Origin of the sequence: Bifidobacterium [indicum] DSM 20214 = LMG 11587, assembly GCF_000706765.1 — a bacterium.
In the GTDB taxonomy this organism is placed as follows: domain Bacteria; phylum Actinomycetota; class Actinomycetes; order Actinomycetales; family Bifidobacteriaceae; genus Bombiscardovia; species Bombiscardovia coryneformis.
Genome location: NZ_CP006018.1, coordinates 1,149,384 through 1,170,658 on the forward strand (window position 1 = coordinate 1,149,384; position 21,275 = coordinate 1,170,658).

Consider the following 21,275-nt stretch of genomic DNA (forward strand, 5'->3'; position numbering starts at 1 on the left):
CAAAACACGCAGTACCAAACTGTGAGACACCCTCGCCCGGGAGAACCCATACCCTGCGGACGGCAAGGGCTGGTCACCTACCGCATCAGGACAACCTCGACGGGGCTTCCGGCCTCGGCCAGCTGCTCGACCCGGGCGATACCCAGCTGGGCAGCCACATCCTGAGCGGTTGCCCTGTCGGCCTCGTTCTGGTACCAGACCACGTCGGCCGAGGGCAGACTTCCTGTCGGATTGCTTGCGGTGACCGCACCATACCCTGCATTGACCAGAATCTGGCGCTTGCTCCCCGCATAGCCGCTGACACCCGTGCCGTTGACAATCAGCACCCGGGTGTTCTTGTCAATCACCGGGGCCGGCGTGGAGGGCGTCTGGCTGGGCTCCTGAACCGGTGAAGACGGGGCAGGCGTGGCTTCCTTTGCCTTCTTGCTCGGTGTGGAGGTCGATTTCCTGCTGATGGAAGGCTTCTTGATGGCCTGAGAGGTCGTTGCAGGCTTCTGCTGCTGCCAGGGAAGGAACCCACTGACACCCGCCCAGACGCCCACACCGCACACGACGGCAAGAAGAATCACAATCAGGTATGGCAGTGCCCTGATCCACAGGGACTTGGGACCGCGATGCACACCCACAGGCCCCTTGGGCGGATTGTCGAATTCATCCTGACCCTGTGGGGACTTGTCGGTCTGACCCGCCTGAATGCTAGCCATGAAACACTCCTCTGCTCGCCTGAAACCGGCACTATTATATGTAAGCTTAGCGAGCAGCCAGGTCATGACCCTGCATACCCCACCTGTCCATACGATTCCCAGGCGCGTTATAGTGTCCACATGAGCACAGACCAGTCATCTCCAACCCCTTCGGGCGAGTCGGTCCCCAGTTCGCCAGATACCCGCCAGGCCGTCAAGGAAGGACAGGGGAACACCCGCCGCAAGCCCCTGGGCGAGCTGGTCGATCCGGGCTGGGCCAAGGCTCTGGCCCCCGTGGAACCGAACATCCACTACATGGGTGATTTCCTGCGCCAGGAACTGGCACAGGGGCACCAATACCTGCCGGCAAGCAGGAACATCCTCCGTGCATTCACGATCCCCTTTGACTCCATCAAGGTTCTGATAGTCGGCCAGGACCCCTACCCCACCCCCGGCAATCCTGTCGGTCTCAGTTTCTGCGTGGACCCGGCAGTCAGTCCCATTCCCGGTTCACTGCGCAATATTTATACGGAGCTGACCGACGACCTGGGTCTGCCCACCCCCTCCAATGGAGATCTGACCCCTTGGACCCAACGGGGTGTCATGCTCCTGAACCGATGCCTGACCGTTCAGGTGGGCAAACCCGCCAGCCACCGCAACAAGGGTTGGGAGGAAATCACCGATGAGGCCATCAGGGCCCTGAACGACCGGCAGGATGCCCAGGGGCGACCCCTTCCTCTTGTGGCCATCCTCTGGGGCAGGCAGGCGCAAAGCCTGGAACCCCTCCTGACCAAGGCGGCCATCATCAAATCGCCCCATCCCAGCCCCATGTCCGCACGGTACGGGTTCTTCGGATCCAAACCCTTCTCCAAGGCCAACCAAGCCCTTGAGAGCATGGGGACCAGTCCGATTGACTGGTCCCTGACCTGACCAAACCCTGCCCGGCCAGGAGTCTTTCCATGCGGCTTTCGGCCCTCGTCAGGAAAGACCGTTACCATGGCACCTATGTCTTTATTCCCACCAAGACCAAGTGCAGGCACACAACAATCGCCTAAACCCCAGCCGCAGCCTCAACCGCGTCAGGCCACACCACTGGTAAGCGGTGACGACCTGCAACGCTCCCGGCAGCTGGTTGACCGGATTCGAACCCGGTTCGCCAAGAACCTGGTCGGGCAAGAGGGATTGCGTGAGGCCATGATCGCCACCCTGGTCGCCTCGGGTCACATTCTGATCGAGTCCGTACCCGGACTAGCCAAGACAACGGCCGCTCAGACCCTGGCAACCTCGGTCTCGGGTAGTTTCAAGCGGGTCCAGTGCACACCCGACCTGATGCCCTCGGATCTGGTGGGCACCCAGGTCTACGACTTCTCCAATCAGCGCTTCTCCACCCAGCTGGGACCCATCCACGCCAATTTCGTCCTGCTGGACGAAATCAACCGGTCCAACGCCAAGACCCAGTCGGCAATGCTGGAGGCCATGGCCGAAGGGGCCACGACCATCGGCGGTCAGCGGATCGCCCTCCCCCAACCTTTCATGGTCATCGCCACCCAGAACCCCATCGAGGAGGAGGGCACATACAACCTGCCCGAAGCCCAGATGGACCGGTTCATGCTGAAAGCCGTCATGACCTACCCCGACAAGGACCAGGAAACACGGATGCTTCAGCTCCTGACCTCCAGGGGAACAGACATGCCCCTGGCTGACGAGCAGGGCAGGCTGACCATCGCCGACGTGGAGTTCCTCCGTCGTAGCGCCCGTCGTGTCCACGTGGCCGAGCCAATCATGCAGTACGCGGTCGATCTGGTGGCGACCAGTCGAGGCAGCGGCCCCAAGCCCATCCAGGGACTCTCTTCAAAGGTCCGCCTCGGTGCCAGCCCCCGAGCCTCAATCGCCCTGATCCGCATCGGACAGGCCCAGGCCCTGATCAGCGGTCGCGACTTTGTCGTTCCCGAGGATCTGAAGGGCTTCGCCCACCAGGTCCTCCGCCATCGCATCCTGCTTACCTTCGAGGCCATGGCCGATGGAATCAGCAGCGATGACATCATCGACACCATCCTGGAAACGGTGCCTGTGCCATGATCGGTGACCGCGGACACCAGGACCCGGTCAGACGGCGAATCGAAGCACTGGGGTCCAGCTTGAGCCTACCCACCGTACGCAAGGCCATGGGAATCCTCGAGGGGGAACACCCCTCGGGGTTGCGTGGAAATGGGTATGATACGGCCGGAATCCGGGCCTATGAGCCCGGCGATGAAACCCGGCTGATCGACTGGAAATCCTCAGCCAAGATAGGCAGGCCCATGGTGGTCGACAAGGAGCGACAGCTGACCAGCAAGGTCTGGCTCCTCCTCGACGTCGGACGGGAGATGACCGGCACCTGCCCCAGTGGCGAGCAGGCGATACAGGTCGCAGCCAATGCGCTCTGCATGTTTGCGGCACTCTCGCTGAGACGATCCGACGAGGTAAGCCTGGTCCTGGCCGACAGCTCCACCATCACCCGTATACCCTGCCACGGAGGATTCGCCCAGTTCGAGCAGACCCTTGACCGAACCCTCCTGAACCGCCAAAGCACGGGCAGGAACATCGAGGCTCTCCTGGACTATGCCAACAGGCTCCAGGACAGGCACTCCCTCCTGGTCCTGGCCACGGACGAGACCGCCCTGAACGGGGACCATCTGGACATGATTCACCGATTGGCCCAGACCCACCCGCTCAACCTGGTCTCCGTACGCCTCCTCAACCCCCTACGCGCGGAGGGCGGGCCGGGCCCGGTCTATGAGGCCCAGACCGGCCGAAAGGTCCCGGCCTTCCTGCAGACCGAGCGTACCGGGCAGGAGGTGGCGGTGCACCGGGAATACATGGCCGCCGCCCTGAAGCAAGAACTGGCCCGGAGTGGTTCCACACTGGTCAGGGCCGAATCCAGTCAGACCATGTTCGATCAGTTCATCCATCTTTTGTCGGTTGCCTTGCCCGCGTCTTCCATGGGGAATCCCCCAGGACGGCCCGGCTTGGTTTCAGGACTTGGGAGGACGGGCCGGTGACACCCATGCAGAACCAACCGATATCAGCTCAGAAACTTGAACCCCTTCCCTCCATGGAACAGCCCGGATGGCTCCTCGGACTTACTCTGATCTGCATCTTCCTTGCCGTTCTGACGATTGCCCTGGCCATATTCCTCCCCCGATTCCGCCAGGTACAGGAAAAATCCAGGAGCAGCCTTGTGCAGGTCAGCCCCAAGGAGGACTGCCTGGCCCGAATCGATCAGGTCGTCACCGATTACAAGGCCGGCAAGTCAACACGGGATCAGGCCTTGAAGGATCTGGCGGGGATAGCCCGCCGGTTCGCCTCCCAGGCATGGAGCCGGGATATGAGCGCGAAGACCCTGACAGAGATCAAAATCCAGCCCAGAACCAGCAGTACGTCACAGGGGCTTGACCTCCTCCGTCAGACCATCGACGCTCTGTATCCGCCGGAATTCGCTCCGCCGGCTGAAATGAGCGGCTCCTCCCCCGTCTCCGTGGACCAGGCCGCCGAGTGGGTACGGGCCCTGATCGAAAGGTGGCGCTGATGAGCATCGGTCAGGTGACCTGGCGCTGGCCCTGGATCATGGCCCTGGTCCTGGCAGTATCCATAGTGGTGGCCCTGGCGGTCTTCTGGGTCGAATCCAGGCGAGATGTCCATGGACGGAACAACAAGCAGGAAGAGGCTCGGATCGAGGTCTGGAGCCTGGACGATGACCTGAATACCGAGGCCGGTGTCGGGCTCTTCCGCCAGTGGCGGAGTCTGGGTCGTCTGGCCTGCCTGCTCCTGATTCTGACCCTCCTGGCCGGTATCGGTCTGGCAGGGCGTCCTTCAACCGTCGATGCGACCCAGGAAACCGGTCACAGCAGGGATATCGTTCTCTGCCTGGACGTCTCCGGTTCCACCCTCCCATATGACCAACAGGTCCTGGCATCCTACCTGGACCTGGTCGGGAGGTTCAGGGGGGAACGAATCGCCCTGAGCATCTTCAATTCCACCTCGCGCACAGTCTTCCCCCTGACAGACGACTACGACATGGTCACCAAGGAACTGCGCAGGGCCAACGACATCCTCAAAGGGGTCCAATCCCAGGACGAAATCGACAAGATGAGCGACCAGCAGTACCAGGACGTCAGCGATTGGCTGGAAGGAACCCAGAACCGCAAGGACACCACCTCCCTGATCGGCGATGGTCTCATCGGCTGCGCCAGCCTCCTTCCCGGTTTCACCACCAAGGATGCAGGTAAGCAACAGGGTAAGGGGCGCGCCGCCTCGGTGGTCCTGGCCACCGACAACGTGGTCTCGGGAGAGCCGACGTACACCTTGGAGGAGGCCCTCAATCTGACCTCAAGAACCGGAATCGCCGTGGACGGCCTCTACTCGGGCCCCAAGGAGAGCATCTCGGACGACAGCACCCAGGAGATGCGCCGTCTGATCGAATCGCACCAAGGCATATTCTTGCTTCAACAGAACGGTGATTCCATCGACTCACTGGTAAGGCAGATCGAACAACGCCATGGCGGCAACCCGGGCACCATCAGGCAATCGAGTCAGGTGGACTCCCCCGGCTGGTGGGTCCTTGCCATGAGCCTGACCCTGGGCGGATACCTGATTCTGGTCTGGAGGCTGAAGCGGTGAACATCCTGAACGGTCTGACCCTGTCCCCCTCCCTGGGATGGGTGGGTGGAGGAATACTGGCCTCCGCCCTCGTGATCCTGGCAATATCCATCCCCATCGCCCACCACAGGGCCAGGGGCCATACGGACGCAGGCACCCTGTCGATGGTGCGGCGAACGGCCATGGTGCTCGTCCTGGCTCTTATGGTTCTGACACCCAGCTCAGTCAGTCAGACCACCAACCGGGCAATCAACGCCACCGATGTATACATAGCGGTCGACGTGACAGGATCCATGTCCGTCAAGGATGCCGCCTACGGGGATCACACCGGCATCTCACGTCTGGAAGCCGCGCGCCTCGCCGTTGCCGACCTGACCAGTGCCTATCCGGATGCCTCTTTCGCGGCTCTCCGCTTTGGGGCATCCGGCACCCTGGACCTTCCCCTGACGCCGGATGACAGGGCCGTCGGAAACTGGGCCCGGGGGTTGCGGACGGAGCCCACCTCCCAATCGACGGGCTCCAACCTGGATGCCCCCCTGGACCAGCTTGTCCTCTCCATGAAGGAGACCCGTGAGCACCACCCGGATGACCGCATACTGCTCTATCTGATCACCGACGGTGAGCAGACAAGCAATCACTCCAGACGCTCCTTCTCGGCCTTGCGCGCCTATCTGGACGATGCCTTCGTGCTGGGAACAGGCTCCAGCGAGGGCGGGCGGATCCCCGTCAGCCCGGACTCCCTGGGCACCGATGAAGAGAACCCACCTACCGAAGCGGATCAATGGGTCAATGACCCCCAGACCGGTCAGCCCGGTATCTCCGTCATGGACGAAAAGAACCTGAAGGCCTTGGCAGACGAAATGAGCGGCTCATACGAGCATCTCGGCCAGGGGCGAACGTTGGATTCCGGGAACACGGCCAAGGCCTCGAAGCGGTATCGGGTGACCACGGTGACCAAGACCCGGCAGCATGTCACACCACTGGTCTGGCCTCTGACATTGGTGGAAGCCGCCCTCCTGATCTGGGAACTGGCCGATTGGATCCGCACCTCAAGGAGACTCCTATGAGTTCGGCAAAACAGCAACAGCCCGCGGGGATGGAAACAAAACCAGCAAACAGGAAACCCCTGCCGGGTGTCAGGATAATCCTGGTCATCCTGGGTCTGGTCATGGCCTTGGTGGCGGTCTGGGGGCTGGCCAACATCCACGCCATCAGTACTTACAATGAGGCCACCCGGTCCCTGAACACCAGCATTGCCGAAGCCAACCGGTCCGATGCGGACCCTGACAGGATCAAGGCCATCCAGGACCAAACCGACAAGCTCTTCCATCAAGCGGAATCCTTGGGTCCGATCCTCCTGCCGGGAACCAGACAGGCCATACACAAAAGCAAGGCCGTCAGTGACAAACTGACCAGAAGGGTGACCAGGCAGATTCGCAGTCAGGAGGTCGCCAAGGGCGAGGAAGGGCAGGCCGCCGACTTGCAGGAACAGAACGGCCAGGGGCAGCAAGGACTCACCCAGGAACAGCAGGACAAGGTGGACGAAATCCTGAGACAGAACCAGCAGGTCCAGGATCCGTCCACAGGCCCCCAAACCAGTCAGGGGAAAGAAGACCCGAAAACAGTCAAGCCGTGGTAAGCATGAACTTCAAGGCGCCACAGTCGACGGGCCTGTTGCTCCCCTGACTAACTGGCATTGAACCGACCCACGACTTGCATATCCGGTTCCTTGCGCACGTTCGACCACATTTATCCCCGAAGTTCCTCCATCCTGTCCGTCTTGGTGGAATTGGTCCATGATCGATTCCCCCTCTTTCACACCGCCCGCCTTTTCGATGCAACCGGCTGCAGGACCGGACGGACCAAGCGTCGACCGTATGCTCTCCTGCAGCTGTCATCGAATCGTGGCCAGGTCTTTCGAGACGATGACCAATCTCATCGACCAGACCGAAAGGGTGCTGGGTGATGCGCGAGTCCTGATGGATCAGGCCGGCACAATCGACTGGGAAGGCGAGGCCGCCCAGGCGTTCAGGGCAGGTCTGGTCAGAGCCTCCGACATGGCCGACGGCCAGTTGTTCTCCTTGGTGCAGGCCAGGCGGCTCCTTGAGGAGGAGACCCGAGCATGAGTCGCCAGGTATCCTCCCAGGTCAGTTCCAGCGGATATACCCGGGTCCAACTCGACCAAATGACCCGCGTGGCGGACAGCCTCAACCAGTTGTCCGGCAACCTCCTGTCCTTGCAGGGAGAATGGAGCCTGACCGGATTGCAGCTGGAACGAAACAGGATGACTCAGACCTGTCCCTGCCTAGATGGAGGGCAGGTCCTGATTCAAGGGCACGCAGCCTTCCCCTTCGACTGCGCCATCAGGACCTGCGATTGCCGGTGCGACGATTGCCGGACCCTGGCCACCATCCTGTCCGACCAGGCTGCGGCCCTGACCGAGGCCTACTCCCTTTACTCTTCAGCGGAGTCATTCGTAACCTTGATTCTGAGAGGCCTTCTTATGACCTCCTCCTGGCCCACACCAGTGGGAAACCTGCTGACTGCGGCGGGGATATCCATCGCCGGTTATCTGGGACTGTCCCTCTTTGAAGGCCACATGATCACCATGGCGGAATTCCTCAAAAAGACGGGCTCCCTCCACCAGGAAGCACTCAGTGACCTGTCCAGTCGAATCGCTCCGCGTTCGGCGTCCCCCATAGGCCGCATCGCGGAATGGTCGTGTCTGGCCGCCCATGGGTCCCAGCGCCGGTTGGAGGTGACCCAGGTCCGTCCGACCGGCGGTGGGTTGGGAAGCGCCCACAGCATCGACCAGGCCCTGGAGAACCTACAGAATCTCGGCTCACGCGATAAGGGGTTCGCCTACGATACCGTCGCCGTTCAAAAGTACAGGGACACGGATGGAAGCACACACTGGGTGGTCTACATACCGGGAACCAGTTCCCATCGTGACTCAGCCATAGGATGGGGTCAGAATCTCCAACTCATGAGTGACACAGCTAGCACCCGTGCGGAGGCCGCATCCACCCGCCTGGTGATGGAGGCCATGCGCAGGTCCGGAATAGCACCCGGAGACCGGGTCAGTCTGGTCGGTCACTCCCAGGGAGGAATAGTGGCTGCCACCCTGTCCAGCGACATGGCGGACCAATACCGCTTCGAACACGTGGTTACGGCAGGCGCCCCCATCGCCAACCATCCCATAGCACCACAAACCTGGGTCACCAGCGTGGAGATGAAGGAGGAGCTGGTCTCCAGCCTGGATGCCCGGGACAATACCGATGCAACCAACCGTCTGACCGTCCGCGGGAGGGACGAAGGCATCTCACCGGCCTCTGTAAACGGCTGCTATGCCAGGCAACCTGTCGAGTTTTCCTCAGAAGTCGTGGAATCTACACACGGCATGAACTACCAGAGGGCGGCCTGGCAGAACGCCCTGAACAAGGGCGTGCCCAAGGCAAACGAACAGGACCGTCACTTTGCCCAATCAACCAACGGCGACCTGGTGGAGACCACCTACTATGAGGGGAGGCAGCCAGCCGATCGATGAAGAGGTGGAGCCGAACATTCCGAACCCGGCGGTGAATGTCGTTCGGTTGGCGGTTTCGCCTAGACTGGAGGTCATGAACCTGAGCCGAATCACGCCTGCCATTGCACTCAGTCCTCTCGACGGTCGATACCGGATGCAGACCTCACCTTTGGTGGATTATCTGAGCGAACCGGCCCTGAACCGCGAGCGCTTGCGAGTCGAGGTCGAGTGGATGATTCTACTGGCCAACGGGTATCCGGAGCAGGGCAACCACCCTGTTCTGCCAGGCGTTGAGCCTCTGACCGATGACGAACAGACCTACCTGCGCGCCATACCCGAGGATTTCGAAGACCAGGGCATCATGGAATTAGCTCAGATCGAGGCGAAGACCCATCATGACGTCAAGGCCGTGGAATACTACCTGGACCGGCGTCTGGAACAGGCCGAGGCAAGCCTGGGAGCCGATACTCAATTGCCCCGATTGAAGTCGTTGGTCCATTTCGCCTGCACCAGTGAAGACATCAACAACCTCTCCTACGCCCGGTGCATCCGTGGCGCAGTGGAGCAGGTCTGGCTCCCTGCGGCCCAGACCATTGTGGACCGTCTGTCCGAAATGGCTGTCACACATCGCGAACTGCCCATGCTGGCACTGACCCACGGCCAGCCCGCAACCCCCACCACCCTGGGTAAGGAGATGGCCGTCTACGTATACCGACTCAACCGCCAACTTGGCCACATCCGGCACCAGGACTATCTAGGCAAGCTCAACGGGGCAACCGGCACTTTCGGCGCCCACCTGGCCGCTGCTCCCGATGTGGATTGGGTCCGGCTCTCCAAGGAGTTCGTCACCAATCGCATGGGCCTGGTCTGGAATCCCCTGACCACCCAGATCGAGTCCCACGACTGGCAGGCCGAGCTGTACTCGGCCATCAGCCATACCGGACGGATTCTGCATAACCTGGCCGTTGACGTGTGGATGTACATCTCCCGTGGCATCTTCGCCCAGGAGCCGGTCAAGGGTGCCACGGGTTCCAGTACCATGCCCCACAAGGTCAACCCGATTCGCTTCGAGAACGCCGAGGCCAATCTGGAGATCTCCTGCGCCCTTCTGGATAGCCTGTCGTCCACGCTGACCGAGACCAGGTGGCAACGCGATCTGACCGACTCAACCACCCAACGCAACGTCGGTTCCGCCCTGGGATACAGCCTCTTGGCCCTGGACAACCTGAAGGGGGGCCTGGCGGCCATCCACCCCAACATCAAGGCCATGCAGGAGGAACTGGACCAGAACTGGGAGGTCCTGGGCGAACCCATCCAGACCGCCATGCGGGCTGCGGGTCTTGCCGGCCGGAACGGCATGGACGACCCTTATGAACGGGTCAAGGAGCTGATGCGAGGCCATCAGATCGGCAAGAAGGACGTCGAGGACTTCATCGACACACTGGACCTGGAGCCTGCCATGGCCGAACGGCTCAAGACGCTGACCCCGTCATCCTACACCGGGGCCGCCGAGACATTGGTGGACTTCGACCGCGCCTGACCATGACCGACGTTCCCAACCAAGACCGGAAGACAATCCGGAATGATCGACCCTCTTCCACACACAGCCCCGTCGTGGTGGATACCCCTCCACAGCGGGTCCATGATGCCGGGGATCTGCTTCGTGCCCTGGTATCACTTATTCTGGGGCTGCTGGTCACCCTGGCCGCCGTCTATTTGAGGGGGACGGCCGCGGGTGTCGAGTCGGACATGCGCCAGGCCGGTCACGCCATGGACTGGCTCATGGATGTACCCACCAACTTCCTCCAGCAGATCGTGACCGTAACCGTGGTCCTTGCGGTTCTGATCCACCTATTGGTCAACCGGGAGTGGCTCCAGTCCATTACCGCACCCCTGGCCATGTTCGTTGGGTACAGCCTGGTCCTGATCATCTCCAACCTGATTGTCTCCACCCGCAATACGACTCTGATTGCATCCTTCAATCCCCAGAACGCCTTCGGCTCAACGGTTCTTCTGCCCGACATATATGCCGGCTTGGCGGCCTTTCTGAGCGCCGCCGGGCCCCGCCGCCTCCGAAGCACGGTCAAGTGGGGCTGGAACGCCCTCTATGCAGTGGCCGTCATCATGATCATCATTTCCTCGAATTCGGTCAGCGGGGTCCTCGTCTCCCTGCTCCTGGGCAGGATAGCCGGCATGGTCATCCGCTACATCGTCGGGACCCAGAACAAGGGTGCCTGGGGGGAGGCCGTGGCACAGGCCGTCGCCTCCATCGGCATCGACCTGACCGAACTGACCCGTGTGGATGCCACGCTGGACAAGGACGGACAGCCCATCCCCTGCCTGAATGACGACCTGATCGAAGCCTCACGCATCTACCGGGCCAAGGACGCGAGCGGGACCAGGTACACCGTCTCGGTCATGGATGGACAGCTTCATACCGCAGGTTATCTGATGCAGCTGTGGCAGTGGATCAAGCTCTCCGGGGTTTCCATGCGCCGTGACCGTTCCGCCATGGACTCCATGCAACACCATATGGCCATCCTCTTCGAACTGCGCGACCTTGACCTATCCGCCCTTCACCCTTACGGATTGACCGAAAGCGCCGAATCATCCATCCTGGTGTTTTATGACGATACCCACCTGACATCCATCGAGCCGGACCTCCTGGATGCCGACCAGGCCCGTCAGCTCATGGACTTCCTGGCCAGGGCCAACAGCCGGGGGTATACCCATCGGCGCATCACCCCGAACACCCTGGCGACCGACAATGAGGGCCATGCCGTCATAGCGGGCTGGGAGAACAGCGACAGCGCCAGTTCCTCGGCCAACATCGCCCTGGACAGGGTCCAGCTCCTCAGCCTGATCGCTGCCTCACTGGGTGTCGAGGAAACAGTCAGGATTGCATTGGAGTCCTGGGGGAAGGACACCCTCATTGCCCTGATGCCCTTTATCCAGATGGTGGCAATCCCATCCCAGACCCAGGCCCTGCCCGGATGGAACCGCCAGGTCATGTCGGACCTGCGCGCCCGCCTGCGATCCTTGGCCCCGCCGGAGTCGGTCGAAACCACGGACCAGGTCACCCTATCCAGATTCAGCCTGCGCAGCTTCCTCGCCCTGGTCCTCCTGGTCATCGCGGTCGTCGTCATCTTCACCCAGTTCAATCTCCAGCAGGTCATCCAGGCCGTCAGGAACGCCAATCCCTGGATGGCGGGGCTCTCCTTCCTGCTGGGGTCCTTCTCCTGGGTGGGCGGCGCCATCACCCTCGGGGTCCTGGTCGACAAAAAGAAGCGGAATATCCCGGGGATATTCCTTTCCCAGGTGGCCTCCTCATTCACTTCGGTATCCATGCCCGCAGGTGTGGGCCCTGCCTTCGTCAACCTCCAGTACCTGCGCAAGAGCGGATACGGCAACACCATGGCGACGGCCATCATGAGCGCCGTGGTGGCGGTTCAGTTCGCCACCACTTTTGTCCTCCTGATCGTCATCGGTCTCTTCACCGGCAGGAACACCCTTTCAGGCATGATCCCCACCAACACCCTGGTCATCGTCATCGGGGTGGTGGCCATCGTGGCCGCCCTGGCCATGGCCATCCCCTATACCAGGCGGTTGATCATGGACAAGCTCATGCCAATCGTCGCCTCGTACGCCCGCCACCTGTTCGACATTCTGACCCAGCCCCGTCAGCTCGCCCTGGCCGCCTCGGGGTCCGTCGTCCAGTCGGCGGCCCTGGGCATGAGCTTCTGGGCGGCATTGATGGCCTTCGGATGCAGGACCAACATCTTCGAGACCACCTTCGTCTTCCTCCTGGCCAACACCCTTGGTTCCGCGGTACCTACACCGGGTGGTCTGGGCGCCATCGAGGCGGTCCTCTTCTCGGCATTCCGCCTTGCGGGTGTGCCCTCAGGCGTGGCCATTTCGGCGACCCTGGTCTTCCGCGTCGCCAACTACTGGCTACGCATCCCCCTCGGTGCACTGGCCATGCGGTGGCTCGGTCGCCATAATCTGATCTGATGTATAGGGTTTTCAACCTTATCCTGAGCCGGATTCGGACCTTTGGGCGTCGTTTTAGGGGTCTCTAGAGGTCCGAAAGATGGAATTTTAGGGCCAAATGAGGCAGAATTGGCGGGAAACCCCCGAAAAATGAGGTACTTGACTCTCACCTGCGCTAATATCAGTCATTGACCGTTGGGCTTTCCGTGAATACAGGAAAAAAGGGGAGCCCCCCGAAAGAAGGATGCTCTATGGCATACAACAAATCTGATCTCGTTTCGAAGATCGCCCAGAAGTCGAACCTGACCAAGGCCCAGGCCGAGGCAGCCGTCAACGCCTTCCAGGACGTTTTCGTTGAGGCCATGAAGTCCGGCGAGGGCCTGAAGCTCACCGGTCTCTTCTCCGCCGAGCGCGTCAAGCGCGCCGCTCGCACCGGCCGCAACCCCCGCACGGGCGAGACCATCAAGATTCCGGCAAGCTACGGCGTTCGTATTTCCGCCGGCTCCTTGCTGAAGAAGGCTGTCTCCGACAAGTGATGTGCTGACAACCTCATAGGTTTTTCGACGGGCCTGATCCACGGTGATCAGGCCCGTTCTGTATGCCAGGGGCCTTCTGTCCACCAGTGGCCCTTTGCGGCATTCCTGCTTTTCACCTCGCGTTCAACCGGACGGAACGCCCCAAACAAGGAAACCTAGACCGAGTCCTGCCTTGTCCGTTCGCGGTCCAACTCCTCGGACAAGGCCCTGTATGACTCGTCTGGGTCGCAGGCGAACGGATCCATCAGGGTCACTTCGTGCCTGTGGGTGCCCTTGACGACCAGGTGGGTCCAATCGCAGGACCACGACAGGGCTGTCGCCTCCGCCTTGGATACGAAGTCGCCACGTAGACGGGCACGGGTGGTCTGTGGCGGCCTTCTCACAGCCTCCCTTATCCGGTTCACGTCCACCAGGGTGTCCATCATCCCGTGGTCTACCAGCGCCCCGTAGGACCGACCGGCAGCTACGTCGTGGTAGTCCAAATCCAGCCGCCTGGCCTTGAAGATATCTGCATCACGAGCCGCTTCGGCATTGAGGAGTCTGAGCTTGGCAGCCCAATCAACCCAACTGGCCAAGGCCTCCCAGTGACCATCATCCAGGGCATCCAGGGCTGACCGCCACAGGCCAAGGGCCTCATCGGCCATAGGAAGAACGGTGTCGGCCTGGTCGCCCAGCTCATCGACATAGGCCCGGCAACCCTCCCAGTACCTGCGTTGGATATCGAGGGCCGACATGACCCTGCCGCCCTCCATGTCCAGGGAGGCCCTTCCCGTCATGTCCCTGCTGGTGGCCCTCATGGCCTCACCCGGATTGGCCAGGGCACAGGCCCCGAAGCCATGGGGCCGTCCGGACAGCACCTCCTCTTCAATCAGACTCAGGACCAGGTGGGTGGTGGCCAGCTTGAGCCAGGTGACCGTCTGAGAACGGTTTGAATCCCCGAGAATGACATGCAGGCGTCTGTACCGGTCAGGATCGGCATGGGGCTCATCGCGGGTGTTGACCATGGGGCGGGCTCGCGTTGTGGCGGAGGATACGGCCTCGTCCAGGAAATCCGCGCGCTGGCTAAGCTGATAGCCGGCCTCCCCCAATCGCCCGGCCCCTGCGAACAGCTGGCGGGTGACCAGGAAGGGCACCAACTGCTCCTTGACCACGTCCAGGGGAACCTGGCGACGGAGGAGATAGTTCTCATGGCAGCCGAAAGAATGCCCCTGGGCATCGACGTTGTTCTTGAACACATGCACCGTGACCCCTGGCCCCAACATGTCGGCGAGGACCGAACATGCCTCACGGGCCAGATCGGCCATGATCCGCTCCCCAGCCAAATCCTGCTCGAGGGCATCCATGGGGGTCAGTGCCTCGGCCGTGGCGTACTCGGGATGGGAGCCGACGTCCAGGTAGAGTCTGGCACCATTCGAAAGATAGATATTGGTCGACCTGTGCTGCTCCACCAGGCGGTGGAACATGGCCATGGCCACCTGCCCGGCACTACAGGCCCCATCTCCTCCGGTCAGACTGACCCCGTACTCGGTCTCGATGCCGAAGATACGACGGTGATCGATGCCGGGGGCCTGATGCATCAGTTCACTCCCCGCCCTTTTGCACGAACCCCTTGACGTACTCCTCGGCGTTGTCCTCCAGGGTGGATTCGATGTCGTCAAGCACGGAATCCAGGGAGGAGTCCTGAGAACGGGCCGATGCACGACCGGACAGGGTTCCCTCTTCCATCCCCTCCTGACCCGACTGTGCCGAAGATGAACGCTGGCTGAACTCCTGTGGCATGATCCTGTCCTCCTGCTCCAGTGCCCGGACACATCCCGGCACAACCGCCGACCCTTATATCGCTTTCACTCGTCAGGGACTAGTCGAATACCAGATAGGAACCCAGTTCCTTGTCGATGATTCCATTGGTGGCCACGACGTCGTTGCTGCCCTCCCAGCGGACGTGGCCGCCGTCCCAGCGCCAGAGGGTCCCCTTGGCCTCACGGACCACCACAGCGGCCGCTGACACGGCAGGGATGTCCCAGGAATGGAGGGCAGGCTCGAAGTAGGCGTCGTAGCTGCCGTCCGCAACCCTGCACAGATCCAGGGAAACCGGACCCACACGCTTGATATCGGCCGGTTTCCCGGCCATCCTGGAGACGATCTGAAGCACCTGCTCAGACTCATTGGGGAAGTATGACATACCGAAACTGACGACGGAACCCTTGAGGGTGTCCATGGTGGAGGGAATGATCTTCTCCCGCTTATCCCCGACGATGGTCCGGCGGATACGTATCGCGCCTTGGCCCTTGGCCGCCAGATAGGTCAGTCCCAGCACCGGGGCATGGACGATACCCAGGATGGGCGAGGCGTGGCCCGTCTCATCAACTGCGAAGAGGGAGACGGTGACGGTCCATTCGGCCATGTTCCTGACATAGTTGACCGGCCCATCGATATGCCCGATGCACCAGTAGCGACCACCCGGCCTGCGGTTACCGGCCTCCTCTTCCCAGAATCCGTCAAAGGGCTCCAGGTCGGCAATCCTGGTCCGGCAGTAGCGAATCAGCCGGGTATCGATACCGGATGAGAACTGGGTTCCCCGGTCGATGGCGGAAGTGCTGCGCGGATCGTGGGGGTTGATCTGGTCCTGGAGGGCATGACGACCTGCCTCGACCGCTATGGTTGCGACCTGCATGGCCAATTCACGCAATTCCATATCTCTCTCTTTCGCAACGTAGCCCGGGGGAGAATCCGAATCAGATACGTCCTCGAGCATGACCCCGCTCCTCCAATATCAGCAGTATAGGTCGCGACCCTCCCCCTTGAGGAGCCACCGGGCAATATCCCCAGAATGTTCCAATACCCCCGGGCAGTCGGCCTTGGTGTGACCCGACGGATCAGTTAAATCCACAATCAGCGGCCGACCCTCATCGTTTTCCGGATCTTCCAGAACCACCCGACTCCAGGACATGGAGCGGATGATATGCGGACAGTCATGCAGGATACGCGACCTGAACCAGGCTCTGGTACCGTCAGGACCCATGTCAGCCGCATCCTCGACAGCCGGCTGGGAGGTTACGGGCTGTATTCGCGACCCCAGTCTGGAGGGCAGGTCGTGACCGGGATCCAGCCGGGCCCACTCGATATCCAGGGCCGCCAGGCGGGGTTCGGACCAATCATGGATGGAGCGACGACGACGCAGGCTCTCAAGGAGCTGCCACTTCATGAGCCACTCCAGACGCCCCGCCTGGTCGGACATACCCAGCCGTTCGTCGGCATCAGCCCTGCGGACCCGGTCCAGGTCATCCAGAATCGCCTCCCACAACTTCATGAGCCGCCCTGTGACCTGACCAGGCCAGGCGGGTTTCCCCTCCCTGTCCTCACCGTAGAGAATGACCCCAACCCGGCAGATCGCCTGGAACAGGTCCTGCTGAATCTGCAGGGCGGTTTCCCGCCTGCCTGACTCCAGGACGAGCGGCGCATTGAGGCTGAGGTCACGCGAGACGGTCCTCAGAGACGACACGGGGTCGTCCAGAGCCAGTCGACCCAGGAGGGCATCCAGGTCGAATCCAGCGGCATCGGCATCTTCCAGGAGTCCCAGAAGCATGCTGGTTGTCCCCAGCTTGAGGACCTGGGGCAGATCCATCCGGTTCGCGTCCCCGGCGATGACATGAAACCTGCGGGCGGAGGCGGTACTGTGTGATTCATCCCTGGTATTGATGATTGGGCGGTCGAAGGTGGTCTGCAGACCGACCCGTGTTTGGAGGTAATCGGCCCTTTGCCCAATCTGGAAGCCGGGTTCCCGACCATCGACCCCCAGGCCCACCCTGCCGGAGCCGGTGTATATCTGGCGGGTCACGAAGTGGATGGTCATCAGCGCAACCACCCGGCTGAAGGGGACGGATCGGTCCATCAGGTAGTTCTCATGGGTCCCCCAGCAGGCCCCCTTCCCATCCACGTTGTTTTTATAGAGCCGCACACCATGCGTGGCCCCCTCCCGACCGGCGCATCTTGCCGCTCTGGACATGAGAAGGTCTCCGGCCCGGTCATAGGCAAGGGCCTGGAAGGGATCGGTGGTCTCAGGAGAGGAGTACTCGGGATGGGCATGATCAACGTAGATGCGACCGCCATTGGGGGCCAGCACATTCATCAGGGCCGACTGGGGTGAATCCGTCAGCATACCGGGGCTGGCCATGGCCCTGGGCAGCCGTCCGGTACGGGCATCGTTGACAGGGTCCTCCCGGCCGTAATCCCAGTGAATGTGTGAGCGTTCAGGATCGGCTGCGGCCCTGACCACCGCCATGGAAAGGGATACGGGATTGGCCGGTGATCCATCCTCGGCGGCGATGGCGTATTCGGTTTCCGTGCCGACCACACGCTCCACCCTCATGATTCGGTATCCGTCCGGCCGATCAGACGGATGTCGGCCACCCGCCCCACGGACAGACCGGCCGTCCGAGCCCACTGCTGCGGGTTCTGGTCACCCACGGAATCGAGCATATCCAGATACTCCTCCTGAACGGCCTGCAGGCATCGGTCGGCATCGAGGGTAACCTCCCGGTCCTGCCGGATGGAGTCCTTGACGGCCATGGTCTTCGCTCTGTCGACGATGTTGCGCAGGACCGCCCCCGAAATCAGCTGGCTCATGTAGAAGGGGTACCAGCGACCGTCCTGGTCGAGCAGGTCACAGACCTTACGCCCCTGATCCTCGCGATAGATATCGCGCACCAGGACCTGGACCAGATCACCCACTCCCCCTTCAGGCTTCAAGGGAAGATCAGGCGTCACATATCGGGAAAGAATGGATGCCGCGGCATCCCTGTCCGGCCTGTCAATACGAACCTTCACATCCAGCCGACCCGGCCTCAGCACGGCGGGATCGATCATGTCGACCCTGTTGGAGGCCCCGATGACCATGACATTATCCAGGGCTTCAACCCCATCCAGTTCGGCCAGGAACTGGGGGACAATCGTCGTCTCCACGTCCGATGAGATGCCCGATCCCCTGGTACGCAGTAGGGAATCCATCTCGTCGATGAAAACGATGACGGGACCGCCCTGACCGGCCCGCTGACGGGCCCGTTCGAAAATCCGTCGCATGAGCCGTTCCGACTCCCCTACGAACTTGTTGAGCAGCTCCGGCCCCTTGACCGACAGGAAGACACCCGGCGTGCCCGACCCCTTGGACAGACTGTTGGCCACGGCCTTGGCGATCATGGTCTTCCCATTGCCGGGAGGACCGTAAAGGAGAAGACCCTTGGGTGGGTTGAGGGAAAAGCGGCGGAAAAGATCCTTGTGAAGGAAGGGAAGCTGGACGGCATCGCGAATCCGGTCGATCTGTCTGTCCAGGCCACCGATGTCGGCGAAGGTGACATCCGGCACCTCCTCCAGGACCAGGTCGTCCTGCTCCTGCTCCGGGACCAACGACAGGGCCAGCTGCCCTGCGGGGTCGACCATGACCTGGTTCCCCACACTCAGGTCGGTATCCATGAGGACGCCTGAACGCCCGACCAGGCTTGAGGCGCCCGAAGCGTCCTTGACCTCCAGCCTGCCGGAGTCCATGATTCGGCTGACCTGGCGCAGTGGTCCGGTGGTCGCCTGGTCGCGCACCTGGACCACCACCATGTTCTCATCAAGCAGCAGGGTCTGTCCGGGTCTGATTCTGTCAGCCTTCACCCCCGGTGCCAAGGCCAGGACCATACGCCGGGACCCGTAGAGCACCTCCAGGGAGGCATGCTGGACACCCATCTCATCGAACGAGACCGAATCCACTCCCAGCGCTAGGGCGAAGTTCAAGGGAGGCGACGCCATCTGGGCCAGCTGTGTCTTGGCCTTGGTCAGTTCCTTACCCGCCCGGTTCAGGGCCTGAGCCAGGGCGTGGTTACGCTCCCTGAGGGCATCCATGACCGCGGCCTGATTCCCCGGACCATCTCCCTCGGAAGCCGAGGGTGATGAACCGTCCTCCTTCAGGACGTCACCGGCAATCCCACTGTCCTGTCTGCTCACCGTATCCTCCTCGGCCCCCATTGTGAATCCGACTGTGCTCTCCCAAGATGCTAGCCGGACCAGAGACCCACTCGGACCTTTGGTTCCGCATACCGGTGCAGCAACCTCCCATCAGGGATTCATCCCCATCTGCAACCCGTCAGTCGCAGAAGGCATCCTTCTCAAGCCGCGCACCGCGGGCCCAGTCGATGGCCTTCATGGCCTTCTTCCCGGCTGCTTTGACCTGCAACAACTCCAGGGGCATCGAGGCAGTCCCCACCCAAATGTGCTTCTTGCTCATTGCCAGACGACCGGGCTTCAGATCTTCAGGCAGGCCCGGCTGGTCCGGCTGGGCGGGTGCGGCCTCAATCACCTGGACCTGGGTTATCCGGTCGCCGTTTTCCCCATCCTCGTGAATCCGGCACCATGCACCGGGATTGGGGGTGCAGGCCCGGATCTGCCTGTCCGGGGCGAAAACAGGCCGATCAAAACGGATATGTGCATCCTGGCTGGTGACCTTCCGTGCTACCTCATAGGCACCCTGGGGTTGCTCAATGGGGAGGGCACGCCCTTCGGCAAGGGCTTCCAGCGACGCACCAAGCAGGTGGGAACCATCCTCGGCCAGGCGTTCCAGGAGTTGCCCGGACGTCTCATGGGCACCGATCTCGACCGTGGACTGGGCAAGGATGGGTCCCTCGTCCATGCCCGGAGTCAACCGGAAGACCGTGGCTCCGGTGATCGTCTCGCCGGACCATATGGCACGCTGAACCGGGGCAGCACCCCTCCACTGGGGCAGGAGGGAGAAATGAAGGTTGTACCAGCCACCGGGCATGGCGTCCAGAACCGGTCGTTTCAGAATCTTCCCGTAGGCCACGACGGCGGCATACTCGGCTCCCGTCCGTTGGATCGTGTCGATGAAGTCGGCCTCTCCGGGGTCGGATTCGATGACCGGGATGCCAAGTTCCAAAGCCGCCGCCTTCACCGGACTCGGCTCCAACCTCCGGCCCCTCCCCTTGGGGGCATCGGGCCTGGTCAGGGCGGCCATAACCTGGAAATGCTCCGGGTCGCCGGCCAGGAGCCTCAGGGACGGCAGGGCCACATCAGGTGTTCCCGCAAACAATAACCTCATCACCATGTGGATTCACTCCTCCATAACCTGTCGCGTCCGAAAATACGAATCGGCCCGCGAGAACAACCGTACCTTTTACCGGACCCGGGGAATGTCGAGCCCCGATTCAATCAGCAAGTTCCGCAACTTGTAGGGATCCGTGAAGCAGACGCTCCTGATACCCACCTTGTTGGCCGCAACCACATTCATCCCCTTGTCGTCCACGAAGAGGGCATCCTCTGCCCTGATGCCGAACCGCTCAAGGGCATGAAGATAGATATCCGGATGGGGCTTACGCATATGGATGGGGCCGGATACGACCAGATCATCCAGCTCATGCAGAATGGGGTACTGCCCCCATGCGTAGGGAAAAAGTTCGGTGCCCCAGTTCGACAGACCCCAGACCCCGACCCCGGCGGCCTTGAGATCCTTGACCAACACCCTGGCACCGGGAACGGGACCGGTCAGCGAATCAACGAAATTGTCGCAGTAATAGGTGAACATCTCATCCCAGGGGGCACCATGGTGTTCCTGGACCCAGGCCTGGGCCTGCGCGCATGGCGCGCCACCGTCCATCATGTTGTTGGCATCGAAGAAACCGGACTTGTCGTTATCCAGCATGTCCCGTATGGCCTCAGGGCCGTACCGGGACACCATGGCCGCTTCGGGCTTCCAGTAGATCAGGACGTTGCCAAAGTCGAAGATGACCTGACTGATGGGCCTGCCCTTGGCTGATTCCGCCTGGTCATCGGCCAGGATGACATCAGTGGGCACTTCAACCTCTCCGGGCCATCCAATCATCGTTCACGTCACCTTCCTCGCACCTCATC

General features: G+C 61.7%; 20 protein-coding genes. 12 read left to right on the plus strand and 8 right to left on the minus strand.

Annotated elements, in window-relative coordinates; translation table 11 throughout:
* Positions 1 to 77 precede the first annotated feature (77 nt).
* A complete protein-coding gene (locus BINDI_RS04480; RefSeq protein WP_052108797.1) occupies positions 78 to 704 on the minus strand; it encodes a LytR C-terminal domain-containing protein in 627 nt (208 codons plus the stop codon).
* A 120-nt stretch (positions 705 to 824) separates the two neighbouring features.
* Between BINDI_RS04480 and BINDI_RS04485 the strand changes: the two genes are divergently transcribed.
* From BINDI_RS04485 to BINDI_RS04540, 12 genes are all read left to right on the plus strand, one after another.
* Entirely contained in the window at positions 825 to 1,613 is a 789-nt protein-coding gene (locus tag BINDI_RS04485) for a uracil-DNA glycosylase (RefSeq protein WP_081830794.1), read from the plus strand.
* Between the two features lie 75 nt (positions 1,614 to 1,688).
* Positions 1,689 to 2,762 carry an AAA family ATPase gene (locus BINDI_RS04490; protein ID WP_033490381.1) on the plus strand — a complete coding sequence of 358 codons (1,074 nt, stop codon included), beginning with the start codon at positions 1,689 to 1,691 and terminating at the stop codon, positions 2,760 to 2,762.
* Positions 2,759 to 3,724, plus strand: a complete 966-nt coding sequence (locus tag BINDI_RS04495) for a DUF58 domain-containing protein (RefSeq protein ID WP_033490382.1) — start codon at positions 2,759 to 2,761, stop codon at positions 3,722 to 3,724. The genes BINDI_RS04490 and BINDI_RS04495 overlap by 4 nt, the downstream gene beginning before the upstream one ends.
* A gap of 53 nt (positions 3,725 to 3,777) precedes the next feature.
* Complete coding sequence (locus tag BINDI_RS04500) at positions 3,778 to 4,251, plus strand: hypothetical protein (RefSeq protein WP_146208235.1); 474 nt, start codon at positions 3,778 to 3,780, stop codon at positions 4,249 to 4,251.
* Positions 4,251 to 5,342, plus strand: coding sequence for a VWA domain-containing protein (locus BINDI_RS04505; RefSeq protein ID WP_033490384.1), 1,092 nt, complete (start codon positions 4,251 to 4,253; stop codon positions 5,340 to 5,342). Before BINDI_RS04500 ends, BINDI_RS04505 begins: the two co-directional genes overlap by 1 nt.
* Positions 5,343 to 5,347: 5 nt before the next feature.
* Entirely contained in the window at positions 5,348 to 6,388 is a 1,041-nt protein-coding gene (locus BINDI_RS04510) for a vWA domain-containing protein (protein WP_033490937.1), read from the plus strand.
* The gene (locus tag BINDI_RS04515) at positions 6,385 to 6,960 is read left to right on the plus strand and encodes a DUF6466 family protein (RefSeq protein WP_033490386.1); all 576 of its coding nucleotides are present in this window, start codon (positions 6,385 to 6,387) and stop codon (positions 6,958 to 6,960) included. The genes BINDI_RS04510 and BINDI_RS04515 overlap by 4 nt, the downstream gene beginning before the upstream one ends.
* A gap of 265 nt (positions 6,961 to 7,225) precedes the next feature.
* Positions 7,226 to 7,447, plus strand: a complete 222-nt coding sequence (locus BINDI_RS04520) for a hypothetical protein (protein ID WP_148301983.1) — start codon at positions 7,226 to 7,228, stop codon at positions 7,445 to 7,447.
* On the plus strand, positions 7,444 to 8,868 hold the full coding sequence (locus tag BINDI_RS04525) for a PGAP1-like alpha/beta domain-containing protein (protein ID WP_052108800.1): 1,425 nt from the start codon (positions 7,444 to 7,446) through the stop codon (positions 8,866 to 8,868). The genes BINDI_RS04520 and BINDI_RS04525 overlap by 4 nt, the downstream gene beginning before the upstream one ends.
* 73 nt (positions 8,869 to 8,941) lie before the next feature.
* Positions 8,942 to 10,387 carry an adenylosuccinate lyase gene (gene purB / locus BINDI_RS04530; RefSeq protein ID WP_033490939.1) on the plus strand — a complete coding sequence of 482 codons (1,446 nt, stop codon included), beginning with the start codon at positions 8,942 to 8,944 and terminating at the stop codon, positions 10,385 to 10,387.
* Positions 10,388 to 10,389: 2 nt separating this feature from the next.
* On the plus strand, positions 10,390 to 12,858 hold the full coding sequence (locus tag BINDI_RS04535; RefSeq protein WP_052108801.1) for a lysylphosphatidylglycerol synthase transmembrane domain-containing protein: 2,469 nt from the start codon (positions 10,390 to 10,392) through the stop codon (positions 12,856 to 12,858).
* A gap of 230 nt (positions 12,859 to 13,088) precedes the next feature.
* A complete protein-coding gene (locus tag BINDI_RS04540; protein WP_033490389.1) occupies positions 13,089 to 13,373 on the plus strand; it encodes an HU family DNA-binding protein in 285 nt (94 codons plus the stop codon).
* A gap of 155 nt (positions 13,374 to 13,528) precedes the next feature.
* Here the strand turns inward: BINDI_RS04540 and BINDI_RS04545 are convergent, their stop codons facing one another.
* The 7 genes from BINDI_RS04545 to BINDI_RS04575 all read right to left on the minus strand — a co-directional run bounded on the left by BINDI_RS04545 (position 13,529) and on the right by BINDI_RS04575 (position 21,246).
* The gene (locus BINDI_RS04545) at positions 13,529 to 14,950 is read right to left on the minus strand and encodes a proteasome accessory factor PafA2 family protein (protein WP_052108804.1); all 1,422 of its coding nucleotides are present in this window, start codon (positions 14,948 to 14,950) and stop codon (positions 13,529 to 13,531) included.
* A gap of 4 nt (positions 14,951 to 14,954) precedes the next feature.
* Positions 14,955 to 15,098, minus strand: coding sequence for a ubiquitin-like protein Pup (locus tag BINDI_RS04550; RefSeq protein ID WP_437123910.1), 144 nt, complete (start codon positions 15,096 to 15,098; stop codon positions 14,955 to 14,957).
* 133 nt (positions 15,099 to 15,231) lie between these two features.
* On the minus strand, positions 15,232 to 16,068 hold the full coding sequence (locus BINDI_RS04555) for an inositol monophosphatase family protein (protein ID WP_033490393.1): 837 nt from the start codon (positions 16,066 to 16,068) through the stop codon (positions 15,232 to 15,234).
* Positions 16,069 to 16,146: 78 nt separating this feature from the next.
* Positions 16,147 to 17,742, minus strand: a complete 1,596-nt coding sequence (gene dop / locus BINDI_RS04560; protein WP_033490394.1) for a depupylase/deamidase Dop — start codon at positions 17,740 to 17,742, stop codon at positions 16,147 to 16,149.
* The gene (arc, locus tag BINDI_RS04565; RefSeq protein WP_437123911.1) at positions 17,739 to 19,322 is read right to left on the minus strand and encodes a proteasome ATPase; all 1,584 of its coding nucleotides are present in this window, start codon (positions 19,320 to 19,322) and stop codon (positions 17,739 to 17,741) included. Before arc ends, dop begins: the two co-directional genes overlap by 4 nt.
* 175 nt (positions 19,323 to 19,497) lie before the next feature.
* Entirely contained in the window at positions 19,498 to 20,469 is a 972-nt protein-coding gene (fmt, locus tag BINDI_RS04570; RefSeq protein ID WP_033490943.1) for a methionyl-tRNA formyltransferase, read from the minus strand.
* 72 nt (positions 20,470 to 20,541) lie between these two features.
* Positions 20,542 to 21,246, minus strand: coding sequence for an HAD family hydrolase (locus BINDI_RS04575; protein WP_033490396.1), 705 nt, complete (start codon positions 21,244 to 21,246; stop codon positions 20,542 to 20,544).
* Between the last annotated feature and the right edge of the window lie 29 nt (positions 21,247 to 21,275).

Excerpts from the sequence above, each read along its gene's own strand:
- BINDI_RS04480 (WP_052108797.1), bottom strand. The coding sequence starts at position 704 with ATGGCTAGCATTCAGGCGGGTCAGACCGACAAGTCCCCACAGGGTCAG.
- BINDI_RS04485 (WP_081830794.1), top strand. The coding sequence starts at position 825 with ATGAGCACAGACCAGTCATCTCCAACCCCTTCGGGCGAGTCGGTCCCC.
- BINDI_RS04490 (WP_033490381.1), top strand. The coding sequence starts at position 1,689 with ATGTCTTTATTCCCACCAAGACCAAGTGCAGGCACACAACAATCGCCT.
- BINDI_RS04495 (WP_033490382.1), top strand. The coding sequence starts at position 2,759 with ATGATCGGTGACCGCGGACACCAGGACCCGGTCAGACGGCGAATCGAA.
- BINDI_RS04500 (WP_146208235.1), top strand. The coding sequence starts at position 3,778 with ATGGAACAGCCCGGATGGCTCCTCGGACTTACTCTGATCTGCATCTTC.
- BINDI_RS04505 (WP_033490384.1), top strand. The coding sequence starts at position 4,251 with ATGAGCATCGGTCAGGTGACCTGGCGCTGGCCCTGGATCATGGCCCTG.
- BINDI_RS04515 (WP_033490386.1), top strand. The coding sequence starts at position 6,385 with ATGAGTTCGGCAAAACAGCAACAGCCCGCGGGGATGGAAACAAAACCA.
- BINDI_RS04525 (WP_052108800.1), top strand. The coding sequence starts at position 7,444 with ATGAGTCGCCAGGTATCCTCCCAGGTCAGTTCCAGCGGATATACCCGG.
- purB (WP_033490939.1), top strand. The coding sequence starts at position 8,942 with ATGAACCTGAGCCGAATCACGCCTGCCATTGCACTCAGTCCTCTCGAC.
- BINDI_RS04535 (WP_052108801.1), top strand. The coding sequence starts at position 10,390 with ATGACCGACGTTCCCAACCAAGACCGGAAGACAATCCGGAATGATCGA.
- BINDI_RS04540 (WP_033490389.1), top strand. The coding sequence starts at position 13,089 with ATGGCATACAACAAATCTGATCTCGTTTCGAAGATCGCCCAGAAGTCG.
- BINDI_RS04545 (WP_052108804.1), bottom strand. The coding sequence starts at position 14,950 with ATGCATCAGGCCCCCGGCATCGATCACCGTCGTATCTTCGGCATCGAG.
- BINDI_RS04550 (WP_437123910.1), bottom strand. The coding sequence starts at position 15,098 with ATGGAAGAGGGAACCCTGTCCGGTCGTGCATCGGCCCGTTCTCAGGAC.
- BINDI_RS04555 (WP_033490393.1), bottom strand. The coding sequence starts at position 16,068 with ATGGAATTGCGTGAATTGGCCATGCAGGTCGCAACCATAGCGGTCGAG.
- dop (WP_033490394.1), bottom strand. The coding sequence starts at position 17,742 with ATGAGGGTGGAGCGTGTGGTCGGCACGGAAACCGAATACGCCATCGCC.
- BINDI_RS04575 (WP_033490396.1), bottom strand. The coding sequence starts at position 21,246 with ATGATTGGATGGCCCGGAGAGGTTGAAGTGCCCACTGATGTCATCCTG.